The sequence below is a fragment of the Streptomyces sp. BK340 genome (assembly GCF_007827595.1).
Classification (GTDB): domain Bacteria; phylum Actinomycetota; class Actinomycetes; order Streptomycetales; family Streptomycetaceae; genus Streptomyces.
Genome location: NZ_VISR01000017.1, coordinates 181729 through 201572, shown reverse-complemented (window position 1 = coordinate 201572; position 19844 = coordinate 181729). Strand labels below are relative to the sequence as shown.

The 19844-nt window shown below is 73.0% G+C and carries 23 protein-coding genes; 9 read left to right on the top strand and 14 right to left on the bottom strand.

Translation table 11 applies throughout. From position 1 onward, the window contains the following. Window positions 1-94: 94 nt before the first annotated feature. Window positions 95-1474, top strand: coding sequence for a glycine betaine/L-proline transporter ProP (proP, locus tag FB157_RS27685; RefSeq protein ID WP_145883372.1), 1380 nt, complete (start codon window positions 95-97; stop codon window positions 1472-1474). 67 nt (window positions 1475-1541) lie between these two features. Here the strand turns inward: proP and FB157_RS27680 are convergent, their stop codons facing one another. Next, complete coding sequence (locus tag FB157_RS27680) at window positions 1542-1991, bottom strand: peptidoglycan-binding protein (RefSeq protein ID WP_145883371.1); 450 nt, start codon at window positions 1989-1991, stop codon at window positions 1542-1544. A gap of 412 nt (window positions 1992-2403) precedes the next feature. Between FB157_RS27680 and FB157_RS27675 the strand changes: the two genes are divergently transcribed. Together FB157_RS27675 and FB157_RS27670 are read left to right on the top strand one after the other, a co-directional pair. Continuing rightward, on the top strand, window positions 2404-3525 hold the full coding sequence (locus tag FB157_RS27675; protein ID WP_261386571.1) for a DUF2330 domain-containing protein: 1122 nt from the start codon (window positions 2404-2406) through the stop codon (window positions 3523-3525). Window positions 3526-3595: 70 nt separating this feature from the next. Then, window positions 3596-4267, top strand: a complete 672-nt coding sequence (locus tag FB157_RS27670) for an O-methyltransferase (RefSeq protein WP_145883370.1) — start codon at window positions 3596-3598, stop codon at window positions 4265-4267. Window positions 4268-4292: 25 nt separating this feature from the next. Here FB157_RS27670 and FB157_RS27665 read toward each other — a convergent pair whose 3' ends face one another. Beyond that, the gene (locus FB157_RS27665) at window positions 4293-4685 is read right to left on the bottom strand and encodes an FHA domain-containing protein (RefSeq protein WP_145883369.1); all 393 of its coding nucleotides are present in this window, start codon (window positions 4683-4685) and stop codon (window positions 4293-4295) included. 122 nt (window positions 4686-4807) lie between these two features. Here FB157_RS27665 and FB157_RS27660 point away from each other — a divergent pair, with 122 nt between their 5' ends. After that, entirely contained in the window at window positions 4808-5242 is a 435-nt protein-coding gene (locus tag FB157_RS27660; protein ID WP_145883368.1) for a DUF1992 domain-containing protein, read from the top strand. 4 nt (window positions 5243-5246) lie between these two features. Here the strand turns inward: FB157_RS27660 and FB157_RS27655 are convergent, their stop codons facing one another. From FB157_RS27655 to FB157_RS27645, 3 genes are all read right to left on the bottom strand, one after another. Continuing rightward, a complete protein-coding gene (locus FB157_RS27655) occupies window positions 5247-5771 on the bottom strand; it encodes a hypothetical protein (RefSeq protein WP_261386570.1) in 525 nt (174 codons plus the stop codon). Between the two features lie 65 nt (window positions 5772-5836). Further along, window positions 5837-6259 (bottom strand): nuclear transport factor 2 family protein, encoded by a 423-nt coding sequence (locus FB157_RS27650; RefSeq protein WP_145883367.1) that lies wholly within the window; start codon window positions 6257-6259, stop codon window positions 5837-5839. An 88-nt stretch (window positions 6260-6347) separates the two neighbouring features. After that, window positions 6348-7067, bottom strand: coding sequence for a YafY family protein (locus FB157_RS27645; RefSeq protein ID WP_145883366.1), 720 nt, complete (start codon window positions 7065-7067; stop codon window positions 6348-6350). A 100-nt stretch (window positions 7068-7167) separates the two neighbouring features. Between FB157_RS27645 and FB157_RS27640 the strand changes: the two genes are divergently transcribed. After that, window positions 7168-7686: a GNAT family N-acetyltransferase gene (locus FB157_RS27640; protein ID WP_145883365.1), complete on the top strand. Its 519-nt coding sequence runs from the start codon at window positions 7168-7170 to the stop codon at window positions 7684-7686. Here FB157_RS27640 and FB157_RS27635 read toward each other — a convergent pair. Next, window positions 7679-9718, bottom strand: coding sequence for an MDR family MFS transporter (locus tag FB157_RS27635; protein ID WP_145883364.1), 2040 nt, complete (start codon window positions 9716-9718; stop codon window positions 7679-7681). The genes FB157_RS27640 and FB157_RS27635 overlap by 8 nt on opposite strands. 161 nt (window positions 9719-9879) lie before the next feature. On the opposite strand from FB157_RS27635, the gene FB157_RS27630 reads away from it, so the two are divergent. Beyond that, window positions 9880-10821: a peptidoglycan-binding protein gene (locus tag FB157_RS27630; protein ID WP_145883363.1), complete on the top strand. Its 942-nt coding sequence runs from the start codon at window positions 9880-9882 to the stop codon at window positions 10819-10821. Window positions 10822-11029: 208 nt separating this feature from the next. On the opposite strand, the gene FB157_RS27625 is transcribed toward FB157_RS27630, so the two are convergent. Both FB157_RS27625 and FB157_RS27620 read right to left on the bottom strand, forming a co-directional pair. Beyond that, on the bottom strand, window positions 11030-11695 hold the full coding sequence (locus FB157_RS27625) for an HAD-IA family hydrolase (protein ID WP_145883362.1): 666 nt from the start codon (window positions 11693-11695) through the stop codon (window positions 11030-11032). A gap of 145 nt (window positions 11696-11840) precedes the next feature. Further along, a complete protein-coding gene (locus FB157_RS27620; RefSeq protein WP_145883402.1) occupies window positions 11841-12422 on the bottom strand; it encodes a TMEM165/GDT1 family protein in 582 nt (193 codons plus the stop codon). A 377-nt stretch (window positions 12423-12799) separates the two neighbouring features. On the opposite strand from FB157_RS27620, the gene FB157_RS27615 reads away from it, so the two are divergent. After that, the gene (locus tag FB157_RS27615) at window positions 12800-13444 is read left to right on the top strand and encodes an HNH endonuclease family protein (RefSeq protein ID WP_145883361.1); all 645 of its coding nucleotides are present in this window, start codon (window positions 12800-12802) and stop codon (window positions 13442-13444) included. Window positions 13445-13521: 77 nt separating this feature from the next. Here the strand turns inward: FB157_RS27615 and FB157_RS27610 are convergent, their stop codons facing one another. The 6 genes from FB157_RS27610 to FB157_RS27585 all read right to left on the bottom strand — a co-directional run bounded on the left by FB157_RS27610 (window position 13522) and on the right by FB157_RS27585 (window position 18379). After that, window positions 13522-14121, bottom strand: coding sequence for a DedA family protein (locus tag FB157_RS27610; RefSeq protein ID WP_261386568.1), 600 nt, complete (start codon window positions 14119-14121; stop codon window positions 13522-13524). Between the two features lie 192 nt (window positions 14122-14313). Beyond that, window positions 14314-14769, bottom strand: coding sequence for a DoxX family protein (locus tag FB157_RS27605; RefSeq protein WP_145883360.1), 456 nt, complete (start codon window positions 14767-14769; stop codon window positions 14314-14316). A gap of 98 nt (window positions 14770-14867) precedes the next feature. Beyond that, the gene (locus tag FB157_RS27600) at window positions 14868-16790 is read right to left on the bottom strand and encodes an FAD/NAD(P)-binding protein (RefSeq protein WP_145883359.1); all 1923 of its coding nucleotides are present in this window, start codon (window positions 16788-16790) and stop codon (window positions 14868-14870) included. A 145-nt stretch (window positions 16791-16935) separates the two neighbouring features. Continuing rightward, window positions 16936-17517: a GNAT family N-acetyltransferase gene (locus tag FB157_RS27595; RefSeq protein WP_145883358.1), complete on the bottom strand. Its 582-nt coding sequence runs from the start codon at window positions 17515-17517 to the stop codon at window positions 16936-16938. A 111-nt stretch (window positions 17518-17628) separates the two neighbouring features. Further along, the gene (locus FB157_RS27590) at window positions 17629-18012 is read right to left on the bottom strand and encodes an AMP-binding protein (RefSeq protein WP_145883357.1); all 384 of its coding nucleotides are present in this window, start codon (window positions 18010-18012) and stop codon (window positions 17629-17631) included. Window positions 18013-18145: 133 nt separating this feature from the next. Beyond that, on the bottom strand, window positions 18146-18379 hold the full coding sequence (locus tag FB157_RS27585; RefSeq protein WP_145883356.1) for a DUF2277 domain-containing protein: 234 nt from the start codon (window positions 18377-18379) through the stop codon (window positions 18146-18148). A 93-nt stretch (window positions 18380-18472) separates the two neighbouring features. Here FB157_RS27585 and FB157_RS27580 point away from each other — a divergent pair, with 93 nt between their 5' ends. Together FB157_RS27580 and FB157_RS27575 are read left to right on the top strand one after the other, a co-directional pair. Continuing rightward, complete coding sequence (locus tag FB157_RS27580; RefSeq protein ID WP_145883355.1) at window positions 18473-19369, top strand: ketopantoate reductase family protein; 897 nt, start codon at window positions 18473-18475, stop codon at window positions 19367-19369. A gap of 81 nt (window positions 19370-19450) precedes the next feature. Next, window positions 19451-19792 (top strand): hypothetical protein, encoded by a 342-nt coding sequence (locus tag FB157_RS27575; protein ID WP_145883354.1) that lies wholly within the window; start codon window positions 19451-19453, stop codon window positions 19790-19792. Window positions 19793-19844 lie beyond the last annotated feature (52 nt).

Below are 19844 nucleotides of genomic sequence, written 5' to 3'. Positions count from 1 at the left end.
CTCTGCATCGATTCGCGTACGACGCGTAACGGGGTGAAGTGCACCTAAGGTCTTTTTCCGTCCCGTCCCCGTCGAAAGGTAGGCGAGCCCCGTTTTGGCGACCGCCACAGCCGTCACCCCGCATCCGAAGACCCCGCGGGCCGCACAGGCCCACGCCGAGGTCACCGTCACCGACCCCGCCCTCGTCCGGCGCGCCGTGAAGGCGGCCGCGCTCGGCAACGCGATGGAGTGGTTCGACTTCGGTGTCTACAGCTACATCGCGGTCACCCTGGGCAAGGTCTTCTTCCCCTCCGGCAACCCGACCGCGCAGCTGCTCTCGACGTTCGGCGCCTTCGCCGCGGCCTTCCTGGTCCGCCCGCTCGGCGGCATGGTCTTCGGTCCGCTGGGCGACCGCGTGGGCCGCCAGAAGGTCCTCGCCCTCACCATGATCATGATGGCGGCGGGCACCTTCGCGATCGGTCTGATCCCGTCGTACGCGACGATCGGCGTCGGAGCGCCGCTGCTGCTGCTCGCCGCCCGCCTGGTGCAGGGCTTCTCCACCGGCGGCGAGTACGCGGGCGCGTCGACCTTCATCGCCGAGTACGCGCCGGACAGGAAGCGCGGCTTCTTCGGCAGCTGGCTGGAGTTCGGCACGCTGGCCGGCTACATCGGCGGCGCGGGTCTGGTCACCCTCATGACCGCTCTGCTGTCCTCCGACGACCTGCTCTCCTGGGGCTGGCGCGTCCCGTTCCTGATCGCGGGCCCGATGGGCATCATCGGCCTGTACCTGCGGATGCGCCTGGAGGAGACCCCGGCGTTCGCCGCCGAGGTCGAGAAGGCGGAGGCCGCCCGGCCGAAGGTGCCGCTGCGCGAGATGGTCGCCGGCCAGTGGAAGGCACTGCTGATCTGCATGGGCCTGGTCCTGGTCTTCAACGTCACCGACTACATGCTGCTGTCGTACATGCCGAGCTATCTGACCAGTGAGCTGAAGTACGACGAGACGCACGGCCTGCTGGTGGTGCTCGGTGTGATGGCGCTGATGATGATCGTGCAGCCGTTCGCCGGCGCGCTGACCGACCGGATCGGCCGCCGCCCGGTGATCGCGGCGGGCTGCGCGGGCTTCCTGCTGCTGTCCGTCCCGGCGCTGCTCCTGATCCGCGAGGGCAGCCTGCTCGCCGTGGCCCTCGGCATGGGGGCGCTGGGTCTGCTGCTGGTCTGCTTCACGGCGGCCATGCCGGCCGCGCTGCCCGCCCTCTTCCCGACCCGGGTGCGCTACGGCTCCCTGTCCATCGGCTTCAACGTCTCGGTGTCGCTGTTCGGCGGGACGACCCCGCTGGTCGTCACGGCGCTCATCGGCGCCACCGGGAACATGATGATGCCCGCCTATTACATGATGGCCGCGGCTGTCGTGGGCGGGTTCGCGGTGTGGCGGATGGCGGAGTCGGCCGGGCGGCCGCTGCCCGGTTCGGCGCCGTCCGTGGAAGCGGCGGGGTAAGCGCCTCCGGGCTGCGGGCCCCGTCCTCGCCCGGGGAGGTCGGCGTTTCCCCGGGCGGGGGAGATCATCAGTGCGCGTGGGCGTCGTACAGGGTGGTGCAGTGGTTGTCGGCCTGCAGCGTCATCCAGTGCCACTTGAGCTTGTCGCGGGTCTGCGGGCCGTAGACGCCGTCGGGGTCGAGGCCGAGGCTCTTCTGGACGCGGGCGAGGGCGGCCGCCGTCTTCGGGCCGAACTTGCCGTCGAGCGTTCCGAGGTCCTGGCCGTAGCAGTAGTTCAGGGTGTCCTGGAGGTAGTACACCTGCATACCGCTGGCGCCGGAGCGCAGGGTGCAGAAGTTGGTGCCGCCGGTGCCGATGGTGGGGACCTTCGTGTACCAGGCGTTGCTGGAGCCGCTGAAGTAGGTCGTGTAGTCGGTGCAGCCGGGGGTGGCTGCGTGTGCGGCCGGGCTGAGGCCGACGAGGCCGACGGTCAGCGCTGCGGCGGAGCCGAGCGTGGCGAGCATGCGCTTGAGCTTCATGGTGGGTCGTCCCCCTGGATGCGGTGCGGTCCGATGCGAGCCGAAGCGATCGGATGCGAACGGATATGAGCGGTCGACGAGTTGCCGTCCGACGCCGAGAAACCTAGCCGCGAACCGGCACCCCCGATTCCGCCTGCCACGGGGCGTCCCGGGCCCGGCCGGCGTCCCGGGAAGGGACGCCGGGACGACCTCGGTCGAAGGCCGTGCGCAGGTCCGAGGGGCTCCGCCCGTCCTGCGGACCACCTCGCGCCCGGTCCGTCCCGCGGTGTCCCATGCGCGTCCCACGGACGTCCCGACCTGCGTCCCGACCCGCGTCCCGAGCCGCTTCCCGGTACACGTCCCGTCCGCCGACCCCGCCACCAGCCCGCTCCGGCGCCGGAACCGATCACGCACCGGCACCGTCTGTAGCCCCGTGAAACGCGGCCGCATACTCGCAGTTGTCCTCGCCCTCCTCGGCGTCCAGCTGAGCTGGCTGATCGCCCCCGCCTACGCCTGCGGGTGCGGTGCGATGGTCCCCTACCCCTCGCAGCGGATCGCCGTCTCCAGCGAGCAGTCCGTACTGCGCTGGGACGGCCGGCAGGAGCAGATCGTCATGCGGCTGACGGTCGCCGGCGACGCCGACCGCGCCGCCTGGATCATGCCCGTCCCGCACCGGGCGACAGTCCGCCTCGGCGATCCGGCCCTCTTCGACCAGCTGGCCGCCGCCATGGCCCCCGTGCACCGCACGCGCCACCACTTCTGGCCGCAGAACGGCGACTGGCCCTTCGACAGCCGCCACGACGGGGTCGGCCCCGCCGCGCCCCCCGCGGCGGGCGGCGTCGGCGTGGTCGGCCGACAGCGGCTGGGCCCCTTCGACGTGGCCCGGCTGACCGCGACCGACCCGGCCGCGCTGGACACCTGGCTGCACGAGCACGGCTTCACCTTCCCGGCGAGGCTGAGGACCGCACTGCAGCCGTACGTCGACCGGCACTGGGAGTACGTGGCCGTTCGGCTCGCACCGAAGGCCTCGCGCACCCCGCTCAACGGCGCCCTCGACCCGCTCCACCTCACGTTCGCCAGCGACCGCGCGGTCTACCCGATGCGCCTGTCCCGCCTGGCCCGCACCCCGCAGTCCCTCGGCCTGTACGTGCTCGCCGCCCACCGTATGGCGACGCGCACGACGATCGGCGGGGCGCAGCCCGAGGTCGTGTTCGCGGGCCGGATCGGCAAGCCCGGCGGCGCGCTGGGCAGGCTCGCCTCGGGGACGCCGTACCTGACGGCCCTGACCCAGCAGTTCCCGGACCCGGCCCGGATCTCCGGCGACCACGAGCTGCGCCGCGCGGGCGTCGACACCCGGGTCCAGAAAGTGATCTACGAGGACCGGCTGCGCGAGGTGGCCGGGATCCCGGCGTGGCTGATCACCGTCGGTGGCGGTCTGGCGGCGGCGCTCACAGCCGTCACGCTGGTCGTCGTACGACGCTCGCGGCGGCCGGTGACTCCCCCGCCGCCCGTGCACTCCCCGCCGTCCTTCCCCCCGTCCGCGCCGATCGGCTGAGATCATTCGAGGTGAAGCCAGGAAGCCTCGGGAAGAGACTCGAGGGGACACTCGGGAAAGGCAGCAGGCCATGAGCGGGTCGCAGCTCTGGGACGACGTCGACTTCTACTTCAGCAGCCATCTCTCACCGGAGGACGATGTGCTCCAGGCTGCCCTGCGCGACAGCGAGGCCGCGGGGTTGCCGCACATCAGTGTCACGGCCCCGCAGGGCAAGTTCCTCCAGCTGCTCGCCGAGATCCAGGGTGCCCGGAACATCCTGGAGATCGGGACGCTCGCCGGTTACAGCACGATCTGGCTGGCCCGCGCCCTGCCGGAGGACGGCAGACTGATCTCGCTGGAGTACAGCGCGAAGCACGCCGAGGTGGCGACCCGCAACATCGCCCGGGCGGGCCTGGAGCGGATCGTGGAGGTGCGGGTGGGCCCGGCCCTCGAGTCGCTGCCCAAGCTCGCCGACGAGAACCCGGCCCCCTTCGACCTGGTCTTCATCGACGCCGACAAGGCCAACAACCGGCACTACGTGGAGTGGGCGCTGCGGCTCTCCCGCGCGGGCAGCCTCATCATCGTGGACAACGTGGTGCGCGGCGGCCGGATCGCCGACGCCGACAGCACCGAACCGGACATCGTCGGCACCCGGGCCGCCGTCGAACTGATCGCCGCCCACCCCAGGCTGACCGGCACCGCGGTCCAGACGGTGGGCAGCAAGGGGTACGACGGCTTCGCGCTGGCCCGGGTGCTGGGCTGACAAGCAGGCCCCTGCGGGCCGGGGCTCACGCCTCGTGGTAGAAGCCCACGTTGATGCTGCGCGGCTCGGTGCGGTCCTGCACGATGACCTCGCCGGCGCCGCCGCGCGGCAGCGCCACGACCCCGCCGTAGGCGACGGTCTGCGCGTACTCGCCGACGATCAGCCGGACTTCGGCGGACGGCTCGGCCTGCGAGCCGCGCAGCCAGGACAACTGCCAGCCGCCGTCGGGGCCGCACAGGAACTCCAGGTGGACCCGGGAGACGAACAGCCAGTCCTCGGGCGTGACCAGCCGGCACACGGACGCGTCCCGGCCCACCCGGAGCACGGCACCCGGCTCGCTGGGCGCGTCGGCCATCGTCATGCCGGCCGTGGCGCCCGCGTCGGCCCCGGAGACGGTGGCCATGGTCAGTTCGAGCACGTGCGTTCCCCCTGGAGAACCCGAATAAGCCGAGACGTCGGAAACGTCCTTGTGCGGTGCCTGTGTGCACCGCCGCCGCATGATAAAACGCCCGGCCGGGCCGCGTCCGGCACAATGGGTTCATGACCGAGCGAAAGCCACCGGGTGTCCCGTTCGAGTCCTGGGTCGATCACCAGATCCGCGTCGCCCAGCAGCGGGGCGAGTTCGACCATCTGCCGGGCGCGGGCGAGCCGCTGCCCGCCGACGTCGACTCCGGGTACGACGAACTGTGGTGGGTCAAGCGGAAGATGGCCCGCGAGGGGCTGGCGGTGCTGCCGCCGGCGCTGGCGCTGCGCAAGGAGGCCGAGGACGCGCTCGAGGCTGCCTGGGCGGCGCCCTCGGAGCGGATCGTCCGGAAGATCATCACCGACGTCAACGTGAAGATCCGCGACATGATGTTCAAGCCGCCGCCCGGCCCGCCGCTGGGCAAGAAGCCGTACGACGTCGAGGAGGTCGTACGGGAGTGGCGGCAGCGGAGGGCTGCCGCCACGGGAGACGTGCCGGCGCCGAAGGGGTAGCCGGTCAGAAGTGCAGCAGGCGCCCGGCCAGCTCCTCGTAGTCCCGCAGGGCCAGGCGCAGCTGCTCCGTGTCGCTCTCCACTCCCTCCTGCCAGGACATGCGCAGGGTCCGGCGGCGCCGTGTCACGGCCTCGGTGAACCGTGTGGCGATCTCCTCCAGCTCCCGGTCGGCCTCCTCGACCGCGGCACGCGGCGCGTCCACGAACCCGGCCGCCGTCTGCAGCAGCCGTGTCTCCCACTGCTCCCGCTCGTCGTGCGGCAGCAGCGGGACGCGCAGCCCGATTCCCGCCGGGCCGGGCGGCGCCGGCCAGGCGTCCGGCGCCCGGCCCTCCGTCGTCGCCGCCTCGCGTGCGGTGATCTCACCCGGGGAGGGCACGCCGAGGCCGTCCTCGGGCATCTCGTCGTCCGTCGCGCCGCCCCGCCGGTGCGGCGCGACGCCACGCAGGACCTGCTCCCCACGGGCATCCGCCGCCAGGCCCGCCACGGCGGGTGCGGGCCGCACGGGTCCGGTCTCCCGGTGCTTGACCATGGCCCACCTCTCCTTCGGCCGGTTCTCCCCCCGGGTGACCCCGGCGGGCGGACCACAAACGGCCGTCAGGGCGCGAAGCGGCGCAGCCCGGTGACCGACCACACGGTCGCGATGCGCCCGTCCGTCACCTCGAACAGGTCGATCCCGCTCTTGTGCAGCCCGCCCGGCCCGGTCACGTACCAGCGGGAGGCGACCTGCCCCAGAGCACCGTCCACCAGCGGGGTCCCCTCGACGGCGTACGTCAGCCCCGGCCTCTGCGTGCGGAAGGCGGAGATGAAGGAGACGATGCCGGCCGGGCCGTGGATCTCGTCGGTGGCCGCGTCGTCGGGGTCGTTGCCGAAGCGGATGCGGAAGCCGGGCGCGAGGAAGGCCTCCGGGTCGTCGAAGTCGCCGTTCCACAGGGCGGTCCAGCGGTCGAAGAGGGCGCTGCCGGTGGCGGGCGTGAGGGTGTCGCCGGCCGTCGGGTTCGGGGATGCCGTGGTCGTCATTTCTGGTGCCTCCGGTGCGAGCCGTCGCTGATCTGAACGGGCACCAGCCTCCGCCTCGCCCGCGACACCCCCCTGTCGGTGATTGCCGTCACATTCCCAGCTCGCCGAGGGGGACGAGGTCGGAGCCGAGGGTGTCGAGCGCGGCCAGGTCGACGGCGCGCTCGGGTGCCCGCTCGTCCAGCGCCGTGACCGTACGGATGCGGTCCAGGCGGAAGCCGCGCGGGGCGTCCCGCAGCCGGCACCAGGCGGCCAGGTACCAGTGCTCCTCGCCGCCGAGGAAGGCGAGCGGTTCGACGTCGCGGGCGGTGGCCGCGCCCGTCGCGTCGGCGTACGCGAGGCGCAGCACCTTCCCCGCCGACAGCGCCTCCCGCAGCGCGGCGGGCACCACCGGCTCGGCGCTCCGGGCCGGGCGCGCGGCCGGCACGAGCAGCCGCACCCGGCCGGCCAGCTGCGCCGCCGCCCGCCGCTCCCGGCCGGGCATCACGGCCAGCACCTTGTGCAGCGCGCTGCGCGCGTCCGCCGCGAACGGCGTCCCGGCGAGGGCGTGCAGCCCGACGGCCAGGGCGGTCGCCTCGGCCGGGGTGATGGTCAGCGGGGGCAGGGTGCGCTCCCGGTCGAGCACGTACCCGCCGGTGCGGCCCGGCTCCGCGTGGATCGGCACGCCGGACTGCTGCAGCGCCAGCAGGTCGCGCTCGATGGTGCGCACGCTGACCTCGAAGCGCCGGGCCAGCGCGCGGGCGCTGCGCGGACGGGGTGCGGCGGCGCGCAACTCCTCGACCAGGGCGTAGAGACGATCGGTTCGGTTCACAACGGACAGTCTCCGGTGCGCACACCTGGGCAGCAGCCGTCCGGGACCCGTCGGAGGTCTCTCATATTCGCTTGCGGAGGGTCCGTGACGGCGCCCGAGAATGGCCCGCATGACCTGGAAGATCGCCCCGGAACCGTACGACTGCCCGGCCGCCGCCGCACTGTGGCGGGCGTACTACACGGAGGTCAGCGACCGCTGGTACCTCCTGCACGAGGGGCGCCGCACCGACCCGGACGAGCTGGAGCGCGAGGTCGCGGCCGGGACGGGCGCCGAACTCGCCCCGCCCGCCGGACAGTTGCTGATCGCCCGGTACGACGGTGAGCCGGCCGGCTCGGCGGGCGTACGGCTGCTGGACGCGGACACGGCCGAACTCACCCGGGTGTTCGTGTACGAGGGGATGCGCGGCCGGGGCGGGGCCGCGCTCCTGGTCGCCGCCGCCGAGGAGGCCGCCCGCGCCCTGGGGGCCCGGCAGTTGATTCTCGACACCCGCAGCGACCTGGTGGAGGCCCGCGCCCTGTACGCCCGGCTCGGCTACGCGGAGACCGGGCCCCACAACGACGACCGGTACGCCGAACACTGGTTCCGCAAGGACCTGTCGGACCCCGGGACCGTCAACTGAGCCTGGTCGGCGCCCCGTCGTGGGGGCGCTCGCGCTCCGAGCCGCACAGTTCGCCGGTGAGTTCCTTCACCAGCTGGGCCAGGTCGGTGGAGCGGCCCGGCTGCCACCAGTCGCCGAGCAGCTCGGCCAGGGACTCCTCGCGGGCCCTGGCGAGGCGTTCGGCGGCCTCGCGGCCGGACTCGGTGAGGGTCAGGTCCAGGCCTTCGCGGTCGACCAGGTGCCGCTCCTCCATCTGGCGTTCGGCGGCGAGGACGGCCCCCATCGGGACGTCGGTGCGCTCGGCGAGCTGCCCCGGCTCCACCGAGCCGTACCTGCGGATGCGCAGCAGCATCCAGCTGGCGGCCGGCAGCAGGTCGTACCCCGCCCGGTCGGTGATCTGCCGGTAGATCTCGTGGCGCCCCTCGCGGGTGCCGAGCACGGACAGCGCGCGGCACACCTCGTCGTAGGAGGAGCGCTCGACCGGGTTGGGCGCGATGGTCTGGGAGACGTCCGGTGCGGTGACCGAGCCGCGCAGCGGGTCCTCCTTCAGGAACCACGCCAGCACGAAGCCGAGGAAGGCGACCGGGGCGGCGTACAGGAAGACGTCGGTGATGGAGGTCGCGAAGGCGTCCAGGGCCGCCGGGCGCAGCGAGGCCGGCAGGGCGGCGATGCTGCGCGGGTCGGACTGGAGCGCGTCGGCCGAGACACCGGGCGGCAGACGCACGCCCCGGAAGGCCTCGGTGAGCTGGTCGCCGAGGCGGCTCGCGAAGACGGTGCCGAAGATGGCGACGCCGAACGAGGCCCCGATGGAACGGAAGAACGTGGCGCCGGAGGTGGCGACGCCCAGGTCCTCGTACGAGACCGCGTTCTGCACGATGAGGATGAGGACCTGCATGACCAGGCCGAGGCCCAGGCCGAACACGAGGAAGTAGACGCTCATCAGGGCGGTCGAGCTGTGGGCGTCCAGCCGGTGCAGCAGGAGCAGGCCGATGGCGGTGACGGCGGTGCCCGTGACCGGGAAGACCTTCCAGCGGCCGGTGCGGCTGACGATCTGCCCGGAGGCGGTCGAGGACAGCAGCAGGCCGATCACCATCGGCAGCATGTGCACACCGGACATGGTCGGCGAGATGCCGTGCACGACCTGGAGGAAGGTCGGCAGATAGGTCATCGCGCCGAACATGGCGAAGCCGACGATGAAGCTGATGACGGCGGCGAGGGTGAAGGTGCGGATGCGGAACAGTCCTAGCGGCAGGACCGGTTCGGCGGCCCGCCGCTCGACGGCGACGAACGCGACGGCGAGGACGACGCCCAGCACGGCGAGCCCGACGATCTGCGGGGAGCCCCAGGCCCACGTCGTACCGCCGAGGGAGGCGACCAGCACCAGACAGGTGGCGACCGCGGCGATCAGGAAGGTGCCGAGGTAGTCGATGACGTGGTGCGCGCCCCGGCGCGGGATGTGCAGGGCCGTGGCGATCACGGCGAGGGCGACGACACCGACGGGCAGGTTGACGTAGAACACCCAGCGCCAGCTCAGGTGCTCGGTCAACAGCCCGCCGAGCAGCGGCCCGAGCACGCTGGTCGCGCCGAACACGGCACCGAACAGCCCCTGGTAGCGCCCGCGTTCACGGGGCGGCACGATGTCGCCCACGATCGCCATGGACAGCACGATCAGCCCGCCGCCGCCCAGCCCCTGCAGCGCCCGGAAGCCGATCAGCTGCGGCATGTTCTGCGCCATGCCGCAGAGCGCGGACCCGATGAGGAAGATCACGATCGCGGTCTGGAACAGCCTCTTGCGCCCGTACTGGTCACCGAGCTTGCCCCACAGCGGGGTGGCGGCGGTCGAGGCGAGCAGATAGGCGGTGACGACCCACGACAGATGTTCCAGCCCGCCGAGGTCGCTGACGATGGTGGGCAGCGCGGTCGACACGATGGTCTGGTCGAGCGCGGCGAGCAGCAGCCCGAGCAGGAGGGCACCGATCGAGACGAAGACGTTGCCGGGGACCTGCTCGGCGGCCTTCATCTCCTTCGCCGTGGCGTGCGTTTCCAGGGGCATGGGGACCTCCCGGGGCTCTGGGACTCCTACCATCCTCGGCGGTGTTGCCGTTTATGGCCTGTTGAGGTCCCTCTGTGTCCGGTTTGCGGCGTGTCCCGGTTCGGTGGTTGTGGAGGACGTCTGCATAAACTCGGGAGTTCCCGAGGGGAGGGGACTTACGCGTGACGAAACCGACGGGCCACACCTGCCCGGAATGCGGGGCGCCGAGGGGGGCGGACAACACCCCGTCCTGCGACTGCACCCAGCGGGCGTCGGACGCCCTGCGCGAGGCGCGTACGGCGCAGGCGGCAGCGGCGGAGGACTTCGACCCGCTGCGCATCCGCCCGTATGTGGAGGTCGCGGGTGCCTCGGACGAGGGTGCGGCGGCCGAGACACGCCCGGTGCCGGCCGTCGAGGCCACTCTTCCCCTGCGACCGATGCCCGGCGCGAGCACCGCCGACCTGAGCCTCTTCGAGCAGGAGCCACCGCACGGGCCCGGCGCGAGCCCGGCGGACGAGGAGCCACCGCGTCGTTCCCGCCGTACGGTCCTGTTGTCCGTCGCCGGTGCGGCGATCGCGGTCGTGGCGGCGGCAGGCATGGCGAGCGGGCTGTTCTCGTACCACCCGCCGGCCCGGGACCGGGCGGCTCAGGAGGTACGCCCGAGCGTCCCCGCGACGACGGCACCGGGCACCTCGTCGGCCGCGGCGGCGCCTGCCTCGCCCCACCCCTCCTCACCGCCCGTGTCCCCGTCGCCGGACCCGACCCCGAGCGCCACGGCCACGGCCACGTCGGCTTCTCCGACCCCGACCCCGACCAGCTCCCAGAGCGCGTCCCCCTCCTCCTCCGCAACACCCTCGGCGACGGCCAAGGGCACCCCGAACGCGGCGCCCACCGCCTCCGCGCCGGTGCTGCAGCGCGGCGACAAGGGGCCGGAGGTCACGGAACTCCAGCTTCGCCTGAAGCAGTTGAACCTCTACGACGACGCGGTGAACGGCGTCTTCGCACGCCCCGTGGAGGACGCGGTACGCACGTACCAGTGGGCCCGGGGTCTCACGGACGACCCCCTCGGCGTGTACGGGCCGACCACCCGGGAGAGCCTGGAGTCGGAGACGACGGCCCCGTGAGCCACCGCCCCCTGGACCCCCGGCCTTTGCCCACCCACCACCCGACTCGGCAAGCCGAAAGGCCGGCCTCGTCTCAGCCCGTCCGGCGTTCGAGGACGAGGCCGTTCAGGCCGATCGGGGGTTCAGGGGGCGGAGCCCCCTGGCGGGGGCGAAGAGGCGGAGCCCCTGGGGATGGGACGGGTAGGGGCGGCGGGGGCGAGAAACCCTCTTATCCCACGTGCAGACGGATGGATCCATCCCCCACGACCTCCACCCGCACCTGAATGAGGTCCCGCACGACCACGTCGGGCCCATGGGCGGCGGCCCGCGGCCCTACGCCCACGACCTGCATCCCGGCGGCCAGGCCGGCCGCGATACCGGCGCCGGAGTCCTCGAGGACCACACACTCCCGCGGATCGATCCCCAGCTCGGCAGCCCCCTTCAGGAAGCCCTCGGGGTCGGGCTTGCTCGCACCGACCGACTCGGCCGTGATCCGCACCTCGGGCAGCGGCAGCCCGGCGGCGGCCATGCGCGCGGTGGACAGGGCGACGTCTGCGGAGGTGACCAGCGCGTGCGGCACACCCCGCAGCGAGGCGAGGAACGCGGCCGCACCCGGGACCTCGACCACGCCCTCCACGTCGGCGGTCTCCTCCGCGAGCATGCGGGCGTTGTCGGCGAGGTTCTGCTCCACCGGCCGCCCGGGCAGCAGCACCGCCATCGAGGCGTGGCCCTGCCGCCCGTGGACGACCTCCATCACCTCGTCGCCGTCCAGTCCGTGCCGCTCGGCCCAGCGCCGCCAGAGGCGCTCGACCACGGCGTCCGAGTTGACGAGGGTGCCGTCCATGTCGAGCAGGAGGGCACGGGCGGTGAGCACGGTGGGGACGGTGGCCGGCATCGGCAGCTCCAAAAGGGGAGAACGGGACAAGGCGGCCCCGCCCGCCGGTCAGGGAAAACGGGCGGGAACCACTTTGTTCCTCCACGGTACAAAACATGGCGCGGGTCCGCCACCACCGTCGGTGAGGGTTCACCGAACGTTCAGTTCAGCCCGCCACGGCCTCGTACAGGCTCCACACGCCGAGCCCCAGCATCAGCAGGGCCGCGATCTGCGTGATCAGCCGCAGCGGCACCCGCTTCATCAGGGCCTTTCCGCCGACGATGCCGAGCCCGGCAACCGCCCACAGACCGAGTACCGCGCCGAGGCCGACCGAGACGGGGTCGTCGTAACGGGCGGCGAGGTTGGCGGTCATGATCTGGGTGAGGTCACCGAACTCGGCGACGAGGATGAGCATGAAACCCGTGCCCGCGACCTTCCAGAAGGACTGGCCGGCCGGCTTGCGGATCTCCTCCTCGTCCTCATCCTTCTTCATGAGCAGCACCGCGGCCCCACCGAGGAAGAGGACACCGGTGATCGCGTGCACGATCTGCTGGGGCAGCAGGGTCAGCACACTGCCGGCCGCGACGGCGAGCACGACGTGGAGCAGGAAGGCGGCGGCGACACCCGCGAAGACGTACGAGGCGCGGTAGCGGGTGCCGAGGACGAGGCCGGCGAGCGCGGTCTTGTCCGGCAGTTCGGCAAGGAAGATGACGCCGAACACGAGCGCCGTCACGGTGATGCTGATCAACATTCCTCAATCGGTCGGGGGCTGCCCCGCCGAGAGTGCTGAACCTCACATGAGACACCTCGGCATGGCAGCACACTCGGCGCCCATGCCGTGGGGCATGGGCGTGCACTGCTTGCCGAAGGTCTCGCTGGGCGGTCCTGCAGGGATCCGCCTCCGGGCGCCGGCTCAGGCTGGCTGAGCAGTATGTCGACGGTCCGGCGAAGAGCTACTCCCCTTCTGCGCGTCCCATAGTACGCGACGCGAAAGTTCCGCCGTAAAGCTTGTCGTGTCATGGACACGTCACTAAGTTCTTACCGGGCGCTCACCCTCTGGCAACACGGCACCGCGAGCATTCCCTCGCTCGCGCTCCAACACCCCCACCCCACCAGGGAGTTCGCATGCCGAAGTTCTACGCGCGTCGACGTCTGAGCATACTCTCCGCCCTTACCGGACTCATAGCTTCCGTCGCCCTGCTCAACTCCCCGAGCGCCTCCGCCGCGCTCCCCACGCCGGTCAGCGCCGCCACCGCCCGCAGCTACCTCTCCCAGCTGACCGTGGCCACCGAGAACCGCACCGGCTACAACCGCGACCTCTTCCCGACCTGGATCACCATCTCGGGCACCTGCAACACCCGCGAGTGGATCCTCAAGCGGGACGGCTCGAACGTCGTCACCAACTCCTCCTGCACCGCCACCAGCGGCAGCTGGTACTCCCCGTACGACGGCGCCACCTGGACGGCCGCCTCCGACCTCGACATCGACCACCTCGTGCCGCTCGCCGAGGCCTGGGACTCCGGGGCGAGCAAGTGGACCACCGCCCAGCGCCAGGCCTTCGCCAACGACGTCACCCGTCCCCAGCTTCTCGCCGTCACCGACAACGTGAACCAGGCCAAGGGCGACCAGGACCCGGCCACCTGGATGCCCTCGCTGACGTCCTACCGCTGCACCTACGTCCGCGCCTGGGTGCAGGTGAAGTACTACTACGACCTCTCGGTCGACTCCGCGGAGAAGACCGCGCTGACGAACGACCTGGCGAGCTGCTGACCGCTGCCGCTCCTCCGCCCTCCTCGGCCCCGCCCCCGGGCGGGCCGTCGCGGGGGGGCGGCCGGGTGTCCGGACGGCTACGCCGGCCGCCGCCGCATCAGGAACCCGGCCGCGGCACCGGCACCGAAGAGCGCCGCCACCGACACACCCGTGGCCAGCCAGGTGGCGCCCAGCCAGCGGGCACCGTAGTAGCCGAGGGCGACGCTGTAGGCGGCCCAGGACAGGCCCGCCAGGGCGGACCAGGGGACGAAGTCGCGGGCGCGGCGGTGGGCGGCACCGGCGCAGAACGAGACGACCGAGCGCCCGGCGGGCGCGAAGCGGGCCAGGACGACCAGGGCGCCACCGCCCCGGGACAGGGCCTCGCCGAGACGTTCCTGCGCGGCGGTCAGGCGGCGGGACCGGGCGATCGCGCGGTCCAGGCGCTCACCGCCCCGCCAGGCCAGCCGGTAGGCCACCAGATCACCGAGGACCGAGGCCGTCGCGGCGGAGAGGATCAGGCCGAAGATGTCCGGCACGTCACCCGTCGCCGCGCCCGTACCCGCCGCCGCTGCCGTGGCCGCCGTGATGACGAGCACTCCGCTCGGCAGCACGGGCACGAAGACGTCGAGCAGTACCGACAGGGCCACCATGGCGTAGATCCATGGACCGGCGGCCAGTGCCCCCACGCTCTCCCACACGACAACTCCCCCGTTGCTCCCCCATGACAGCCATACAGCGTACGCCGGGGGTGTGACAGGAGGGTTCGGGGGGGCACATGTGTCGACACAGCGTGTTCACGCACGTGCTCGACGGCGACGGCACCCCCGCACATGAGCGACGGCGCCCCTCCCCGCTCGACAGGGGAAGGGCGCCGTCGCCCGGCGGGGCGGTCAGGCCGCCATCGGGGCCCGTTCCGTGGCCGACTGCCGCGTCTCGTCCGCGCGCCGTGCGAACAGCCGGTCCAGACCGAAGGCGCCGGAGCCGGTGAAGACCAGCAGGAGGAAGGCCCAGCTGAACAGGGCCGACAGCTCGCCGCCGTTCTGGATGGGCCACAGGGCGGCCTGCTGGTGGACGTCGAAGTACGCGTACGCCATCGAGCCGGAGGCGATCAGCGCTGCGCCGCGGGTGCCGAGGCCGAGCAGGACCAGGCCGCCGGCGACCAGCTGGATCACGGCCGCGTACCAGCCGGGCCAGGTGCCGGACGGGATCGTGCCGCCGTCGGTGCCGACGGCGCCGCCGAGGACGCCGAAGAGCGAGGCGGCACCGTGCACGGCGAACAGCAGGCCGATGACGATGCGGAAGAGGCCGATGACGTACGGCTGAGCGGAGTTGAGACGTGCAGACATGAGGGGGCTCCTCTTCGGTGTCGGTGTGGCCGGCCGGCCGGGGACGGGGCCGGTCGTGGGGGCGGCGGTACCGAACGAGGGATCCAGGTTAGGCGTACCTAATTCATGCTTGCAAGTTCAACATTTGGCCATGGTTCCGCTTCCGCTTGCGGTTCCGCATCGGCCGCGGCCGCACGTAGGACGGCTCGCGCCACCGCGTCGGCATCCGAAAGCGTGACCGAATCCACCCCTGGACGAGCGCCCGCTGCCGTCACCCAGTGCACACCCTCCGTCGGCACACCGAGTGCGAACCGCCGTGCGTGCACCTGGTCCTGACGATCAATCAGACGATAGGGACGCCGTGTCACGTCCAGCCCTCCGGTTTCGTAACCGTCCACGATGTGCGGCCGGCAGGCGCCGCTCGCCAGCAGCCCGGCGAGCAACTCGTCGGACGTGCGCCGCAGATCGGGTTCCGGAAGACGCGCCTCTATGAGGGTCGTCACACGCACCGCCGACCCCGGCACGGCCGGCGAGCGGGCCACCCACGCCCCCTGCCCGGCCCGGACCTCCAGACGCGGCCCCAGCACCTCGACCACGCCCGCCTCGACCAGGGCCGCCAGTTCCTCGATCCGGCGCCGCGGCGGGCCGATGGACAGGAAGGCGTTGAGCGGGGTGTACCAGCGGTCCAGGTGGGCACGCCGGGAGTCGCCGGTCAGGCCGCCGTGGTCCACCACCAGGCGTATCTCGTTGCGCAGATCACGCAGCACGTCCAGCGCCGCCTTCAGCGGTCCGCGCACGTTGCCCAGGGCGGCCTGCGTCGCGTCCTCGCGCAGATACGCCAGCAGCCACGCCCGCCACTGCCCGCTCTCCGCGAACTCCCGCTCCCCGTACGGCCGGGAGATCCGCTCCCAGCTCCAGCGGTCCCCGGCGCCGACCCCGTACTCCTCCAGCAGCTCCGCCTCCCGGGGATCCCCGTGCGGCACGGCGAGGAAGCGGCCGGTGAAGTCGGGCCGGCCGGTCAGCGCTCCGTAGTAGACCGTCTCCACCTCCTTCGCGACCAACGGCCATATCTCCGAGAGGAAGTCGGGCGGCTCACCGGAGTCGGCGCGCTTGCGGAAGCCCGCCGTGACCTCGGGGGTGAGCACCAGCGGAAAATGGCGGCCGTACGGGCCCTTCCCGTTGTCCCCGCGCGCCTGGTACGGCACCCCCCGCCGTGAACCCGCGTACACGCGCGGCTCCTGTCCGGAGGGCCGGTAGTGCAGGGCGCCGTCGGCGGCGCGGACGAAGCGCCCGCCCCGGCCCGTGGTCAACAGGGCCATGTGGTCGAAGAAGTTGAGGCCCAGGCCGCGCAGCAGTACCGGTTCGCCGGGCGCGAGCGGGGAGAGGTCGACATCGGCCGGATTGGCGGGGGGTATGTGGCGCAGGCCGTACCGCTCGGCGTGTCCGGCCGCCCGCTCCTGTTCCGCGTCCGGCGCCGTCGGCAGGTGTCCCTGGGCCAGCACCACCGCGGCCAGCCCGGACAGCACCCGGCCGTCGTCGAGGGTGAGCGTCTGGCCGCCGCCGGGTCCGTCGTCCAGCCGTACGGCGCGGGCCCGGTGGGTCTCGACGCGCACCGCGTGCGGGGCCGCCCGGACGGTCCGCGCGAACACCCACTCCAGGTAGCGGCCGTAGTGGGCGCGGGAGGGGTAGTCGTCCGGGCCCAGCGTTCCGTCCGCCCACTCGTGCAGGCTGGGGCCGGGGCGGATCGGGCCCGAGCAGTCCACGCTGGCGTCGGTGAACAGCGTCACCTGGCTCGCCACGGTGTTCATCAGCAGCTCGGCCGACTGCGTGGGCCGCCAGACCCGGCCCGGGCCGGGCGGCGCCGAGTCGATCACGTGGACCGTCAGCCGGACGCCCGGCGGAAGGAGTTCCGGCGCGGAGGCGCAGAGGCGCTCCAGGACGCTGGTTCCGCGGGGTCCGGCCCCGACCAGGGCGACGGAGACCGTGGGGGATTCCTGGATCGGTGCAGACAACGACGTGACTCCCGGGCGTGTGGGGCGCATGGCAGCAGACCGCCGACTGGAAGCGGACGGTCCGCCTCATCATGCCTGTCCGGGGCCCGCCGGGCGGTGCGCCCCCCGGGCCCGTCCGCCTCAAGCAGCTCTTCCCCGGCCCGGGTTGTCCGTCATTCCGGTCATGGCCGCACACTCAGGGCGCGCCGGCTCCGGGTTCCCGGCCGAACTCCCGCACATGCACATGCCCGTCGAGCGGGAAGGCGGGCGGCGCCGCCGGAAGCAGCCGGGCCAGCTCGTACCCGCACTTGCGCGCCACCCGGCACGAGGCCGCGTTGTCCGCCTGGTGGAGCAGTTCGAGGCGGGTCAGTCCGTCCCCGCCGAAGGCCGCGAAGGCCCAGTCGGTCAGCGCGTGCAGCGCGCGCGGTGCCACCCCCCGGCCGCGCGCGGGGGCCGCCGTCCAGTAGCCGACCTCGGCGGAGGGGGCGCCCGGGGCCTCGGCGAACTTCAGGACCGCGTGCCCCAGCACCCGCTCCGGCTCGGGACCGGACTCCACGACGGCGAAGGCGAACCGACGCCGCTCCTCCCACCCGCGCGCCTGCGCCCCGATCCACCGGACCGCGCCCGCCTCGTCCTCCACCACCCCGCTGGTCCAGCGGCGCAGGGCGGCGTCGCGGTACGCCTCGACCAGCGCGGCCGCGTCCGCCGGGCACCACGGTCTCAGCAGGAGAGCGGGGCCCGAGGGGGTGGCGGCCACGTCCAGCCGTGTCGTGGACATTCGGTCCTCCCGATCGCTCGACGGCCCTGTCACCGGTCCGTTCCCGTGTCAGCGCCGCAACTGCCCATTCGATCACGGGAGTCAGCGGGTCCGGGACGGGCCGGCCGTTGATCAGGGCGAGGAGCCGGCCGTACCGGTTGCGGCGGGGATCGTCCAACGCGGCCGGGTGACGCACCGGCCCGGGTCGGCCACGAACCGCTCGCCGGTCGGTGCGGGGCGGTGGAGGTAGCCGCGGGCCACGCCGGTGCCCGCCACGTACAGGTCACCGGTGACACCGTCCGGCACCGGGTTGAGCCGGGCGTCGAGGACGTGGACCCGGGTGTTGGTCATGGGCCGGCCGAGCGGGACCGGTCCGGCCGGGAGCGCGCTGCGCGGCCCGGCGCCGTCGGGCCGGCCGACGGCGCCCGCGCGGGCCGCGGTGAGCCGTGCGACGACGGGCTCGGCCTGCGCAGACCGCGGCTCGACCCCCCAAGGACACGGCGGCCGCCACGACATCGCGGGAGACGGCGACGACGTCCGGTCGTGGCGGCACGACGGCGCCCTCGGACCGCGCCCGGCGACGGCACGGGCGGCGTGACCGGACCGCGCGGCGACCGGCCCCCGCTCCGGGCACCTGTGGACGCGGGTCCTACCCCGCCGCGCCCCGCACGGACTGCCCCCGCACCTCCAGCCCGCCCAGCAGCTCCGCCGTGGCCTCGGCGACGGCCCGCACGGCCTGTTCGAACACCTCGCGGTTGTGGGCGGCAGGCGCCCGGAACCCCGAGACCTTCCGCACGTACTGCAGCGCGGCGGCGTGGATGTCGTCCTCGGTGGCATCTCCGGGCAGTACGGGCGGACGCAGCGTCTTGATACTCCGGCACATGCCCCCAGTCTCACGCACGGCGCGCGCCCCTGCGAGGATCGCACCGAAGGCGGCCACCGACTCCCGGGGCCGACCGACGAGAGGAACATCCTCATGACGAAGCACACCGTGGCGATCCTGGGCCCCGGCGGCACCGGCGGCCTCCTCGCCGCCCTCCTGTCCCGCGCCGGCAACCGCGTCGTCTGCCTGGCCCGGCAGGCCACCGCCGACACCCTGCGCGACACCGGAATCCGGGTCCGCAGCCGCCGGTTCGGCGAGTTCACCGCACCGGTGGAGGCGGACACCGAGCTGCGCGAGCCGGTCGACGCCTGCGTGATCGCCGTCAAGCACACCACCCTGGACGCCGCCCTCACCCGCGTCCCGTCCGCCGTCCTCGGGGACGCCCTCGTCGTACCGCTCCTGAACGGCGTCGAACACCCCGCGGCCCTGCGCGCCCGCTACCGGCCCGGCCAGGTGGCCCCCGCGGTGATCCGAGTGGAGTCGACCCGCCTGACCCCCGGCCTGATCGAACACGGGAGCGACTTCGTCGAAGTGGACCTGACCGGCGACACGGCGGCCCGCCCCCGCCTCGAAGCCCTGGCCGCCACCCTCTCCGGCGCGGGCGTGACCACCCGCGTGCTCGAGGACGAGACGACGGCCCTCTGGTCGAAGATGTCGTTCCTGGCGCCCTTCGCCCTGCTCACCACCCGCTACGGCCTCCCTCTCGGTGAGATCCGCACCCGCCACCGCGAGGAGCTGGAGGCGCTGGTCGCCGAGACCACCGCGGTCAGCCGGGCCTGCGGCGCCCCCACGGACCCGGCCCGGGCCCTGGCCCGGTACGACGCCTTCCCGCCGGCCGCCAAGTCCTCCATGCAGCGCGACGCCGAGGCGGGCCGGCCCCTCGAACTCGACGCCATCGGCGGGGCGTTGCTGCGCGCGGCGGACCGGCACGGCGTGCCGGTGCCGGTGGCGGCCCGCCTGGTGCGGGAACTGCGCGCCGCCGGCCACTGAGCCGGGGGCGGGCGCTACTCGTTCGCGTGAACCTCGCAACCGAACTCGCCACCCAAAATCGAACAGGCGTAGCATTGCCGCGTGGCTACGACCTATGAATTCCCCAGTGACCTCCTCGCCGGTCAGGAGGAGCTGCATCAGGTCCGGGCCGAGCTGTCGGCCCTGCTCAAGCGGCTTCCCTGGTCGGTCGAGCCGATGGACGGCTTCAGCGACGACAGCGGCTGGCGGAAGGTGGAGCGGCCCGCCTCCCCCGGCTGGACGCCGGACGAGCAGGCCGAGGTGGAGAAGCTGCGCCGGCGCGAGCACGAGCTGGCGGTGTTCGTCAGCGGCCACCGCTTCTGGTCCGAGGTCACGGCGGCGGAGCGGGTCGAGGCCCGCACGAAGCTGAAGCACGCCCGCGAGGCGGCGGCCGACCAGGAGTGAGCCGGGGACGAGGGGTCACACACGAAAGCCCCCCGACCGGGACCGGTCGGGG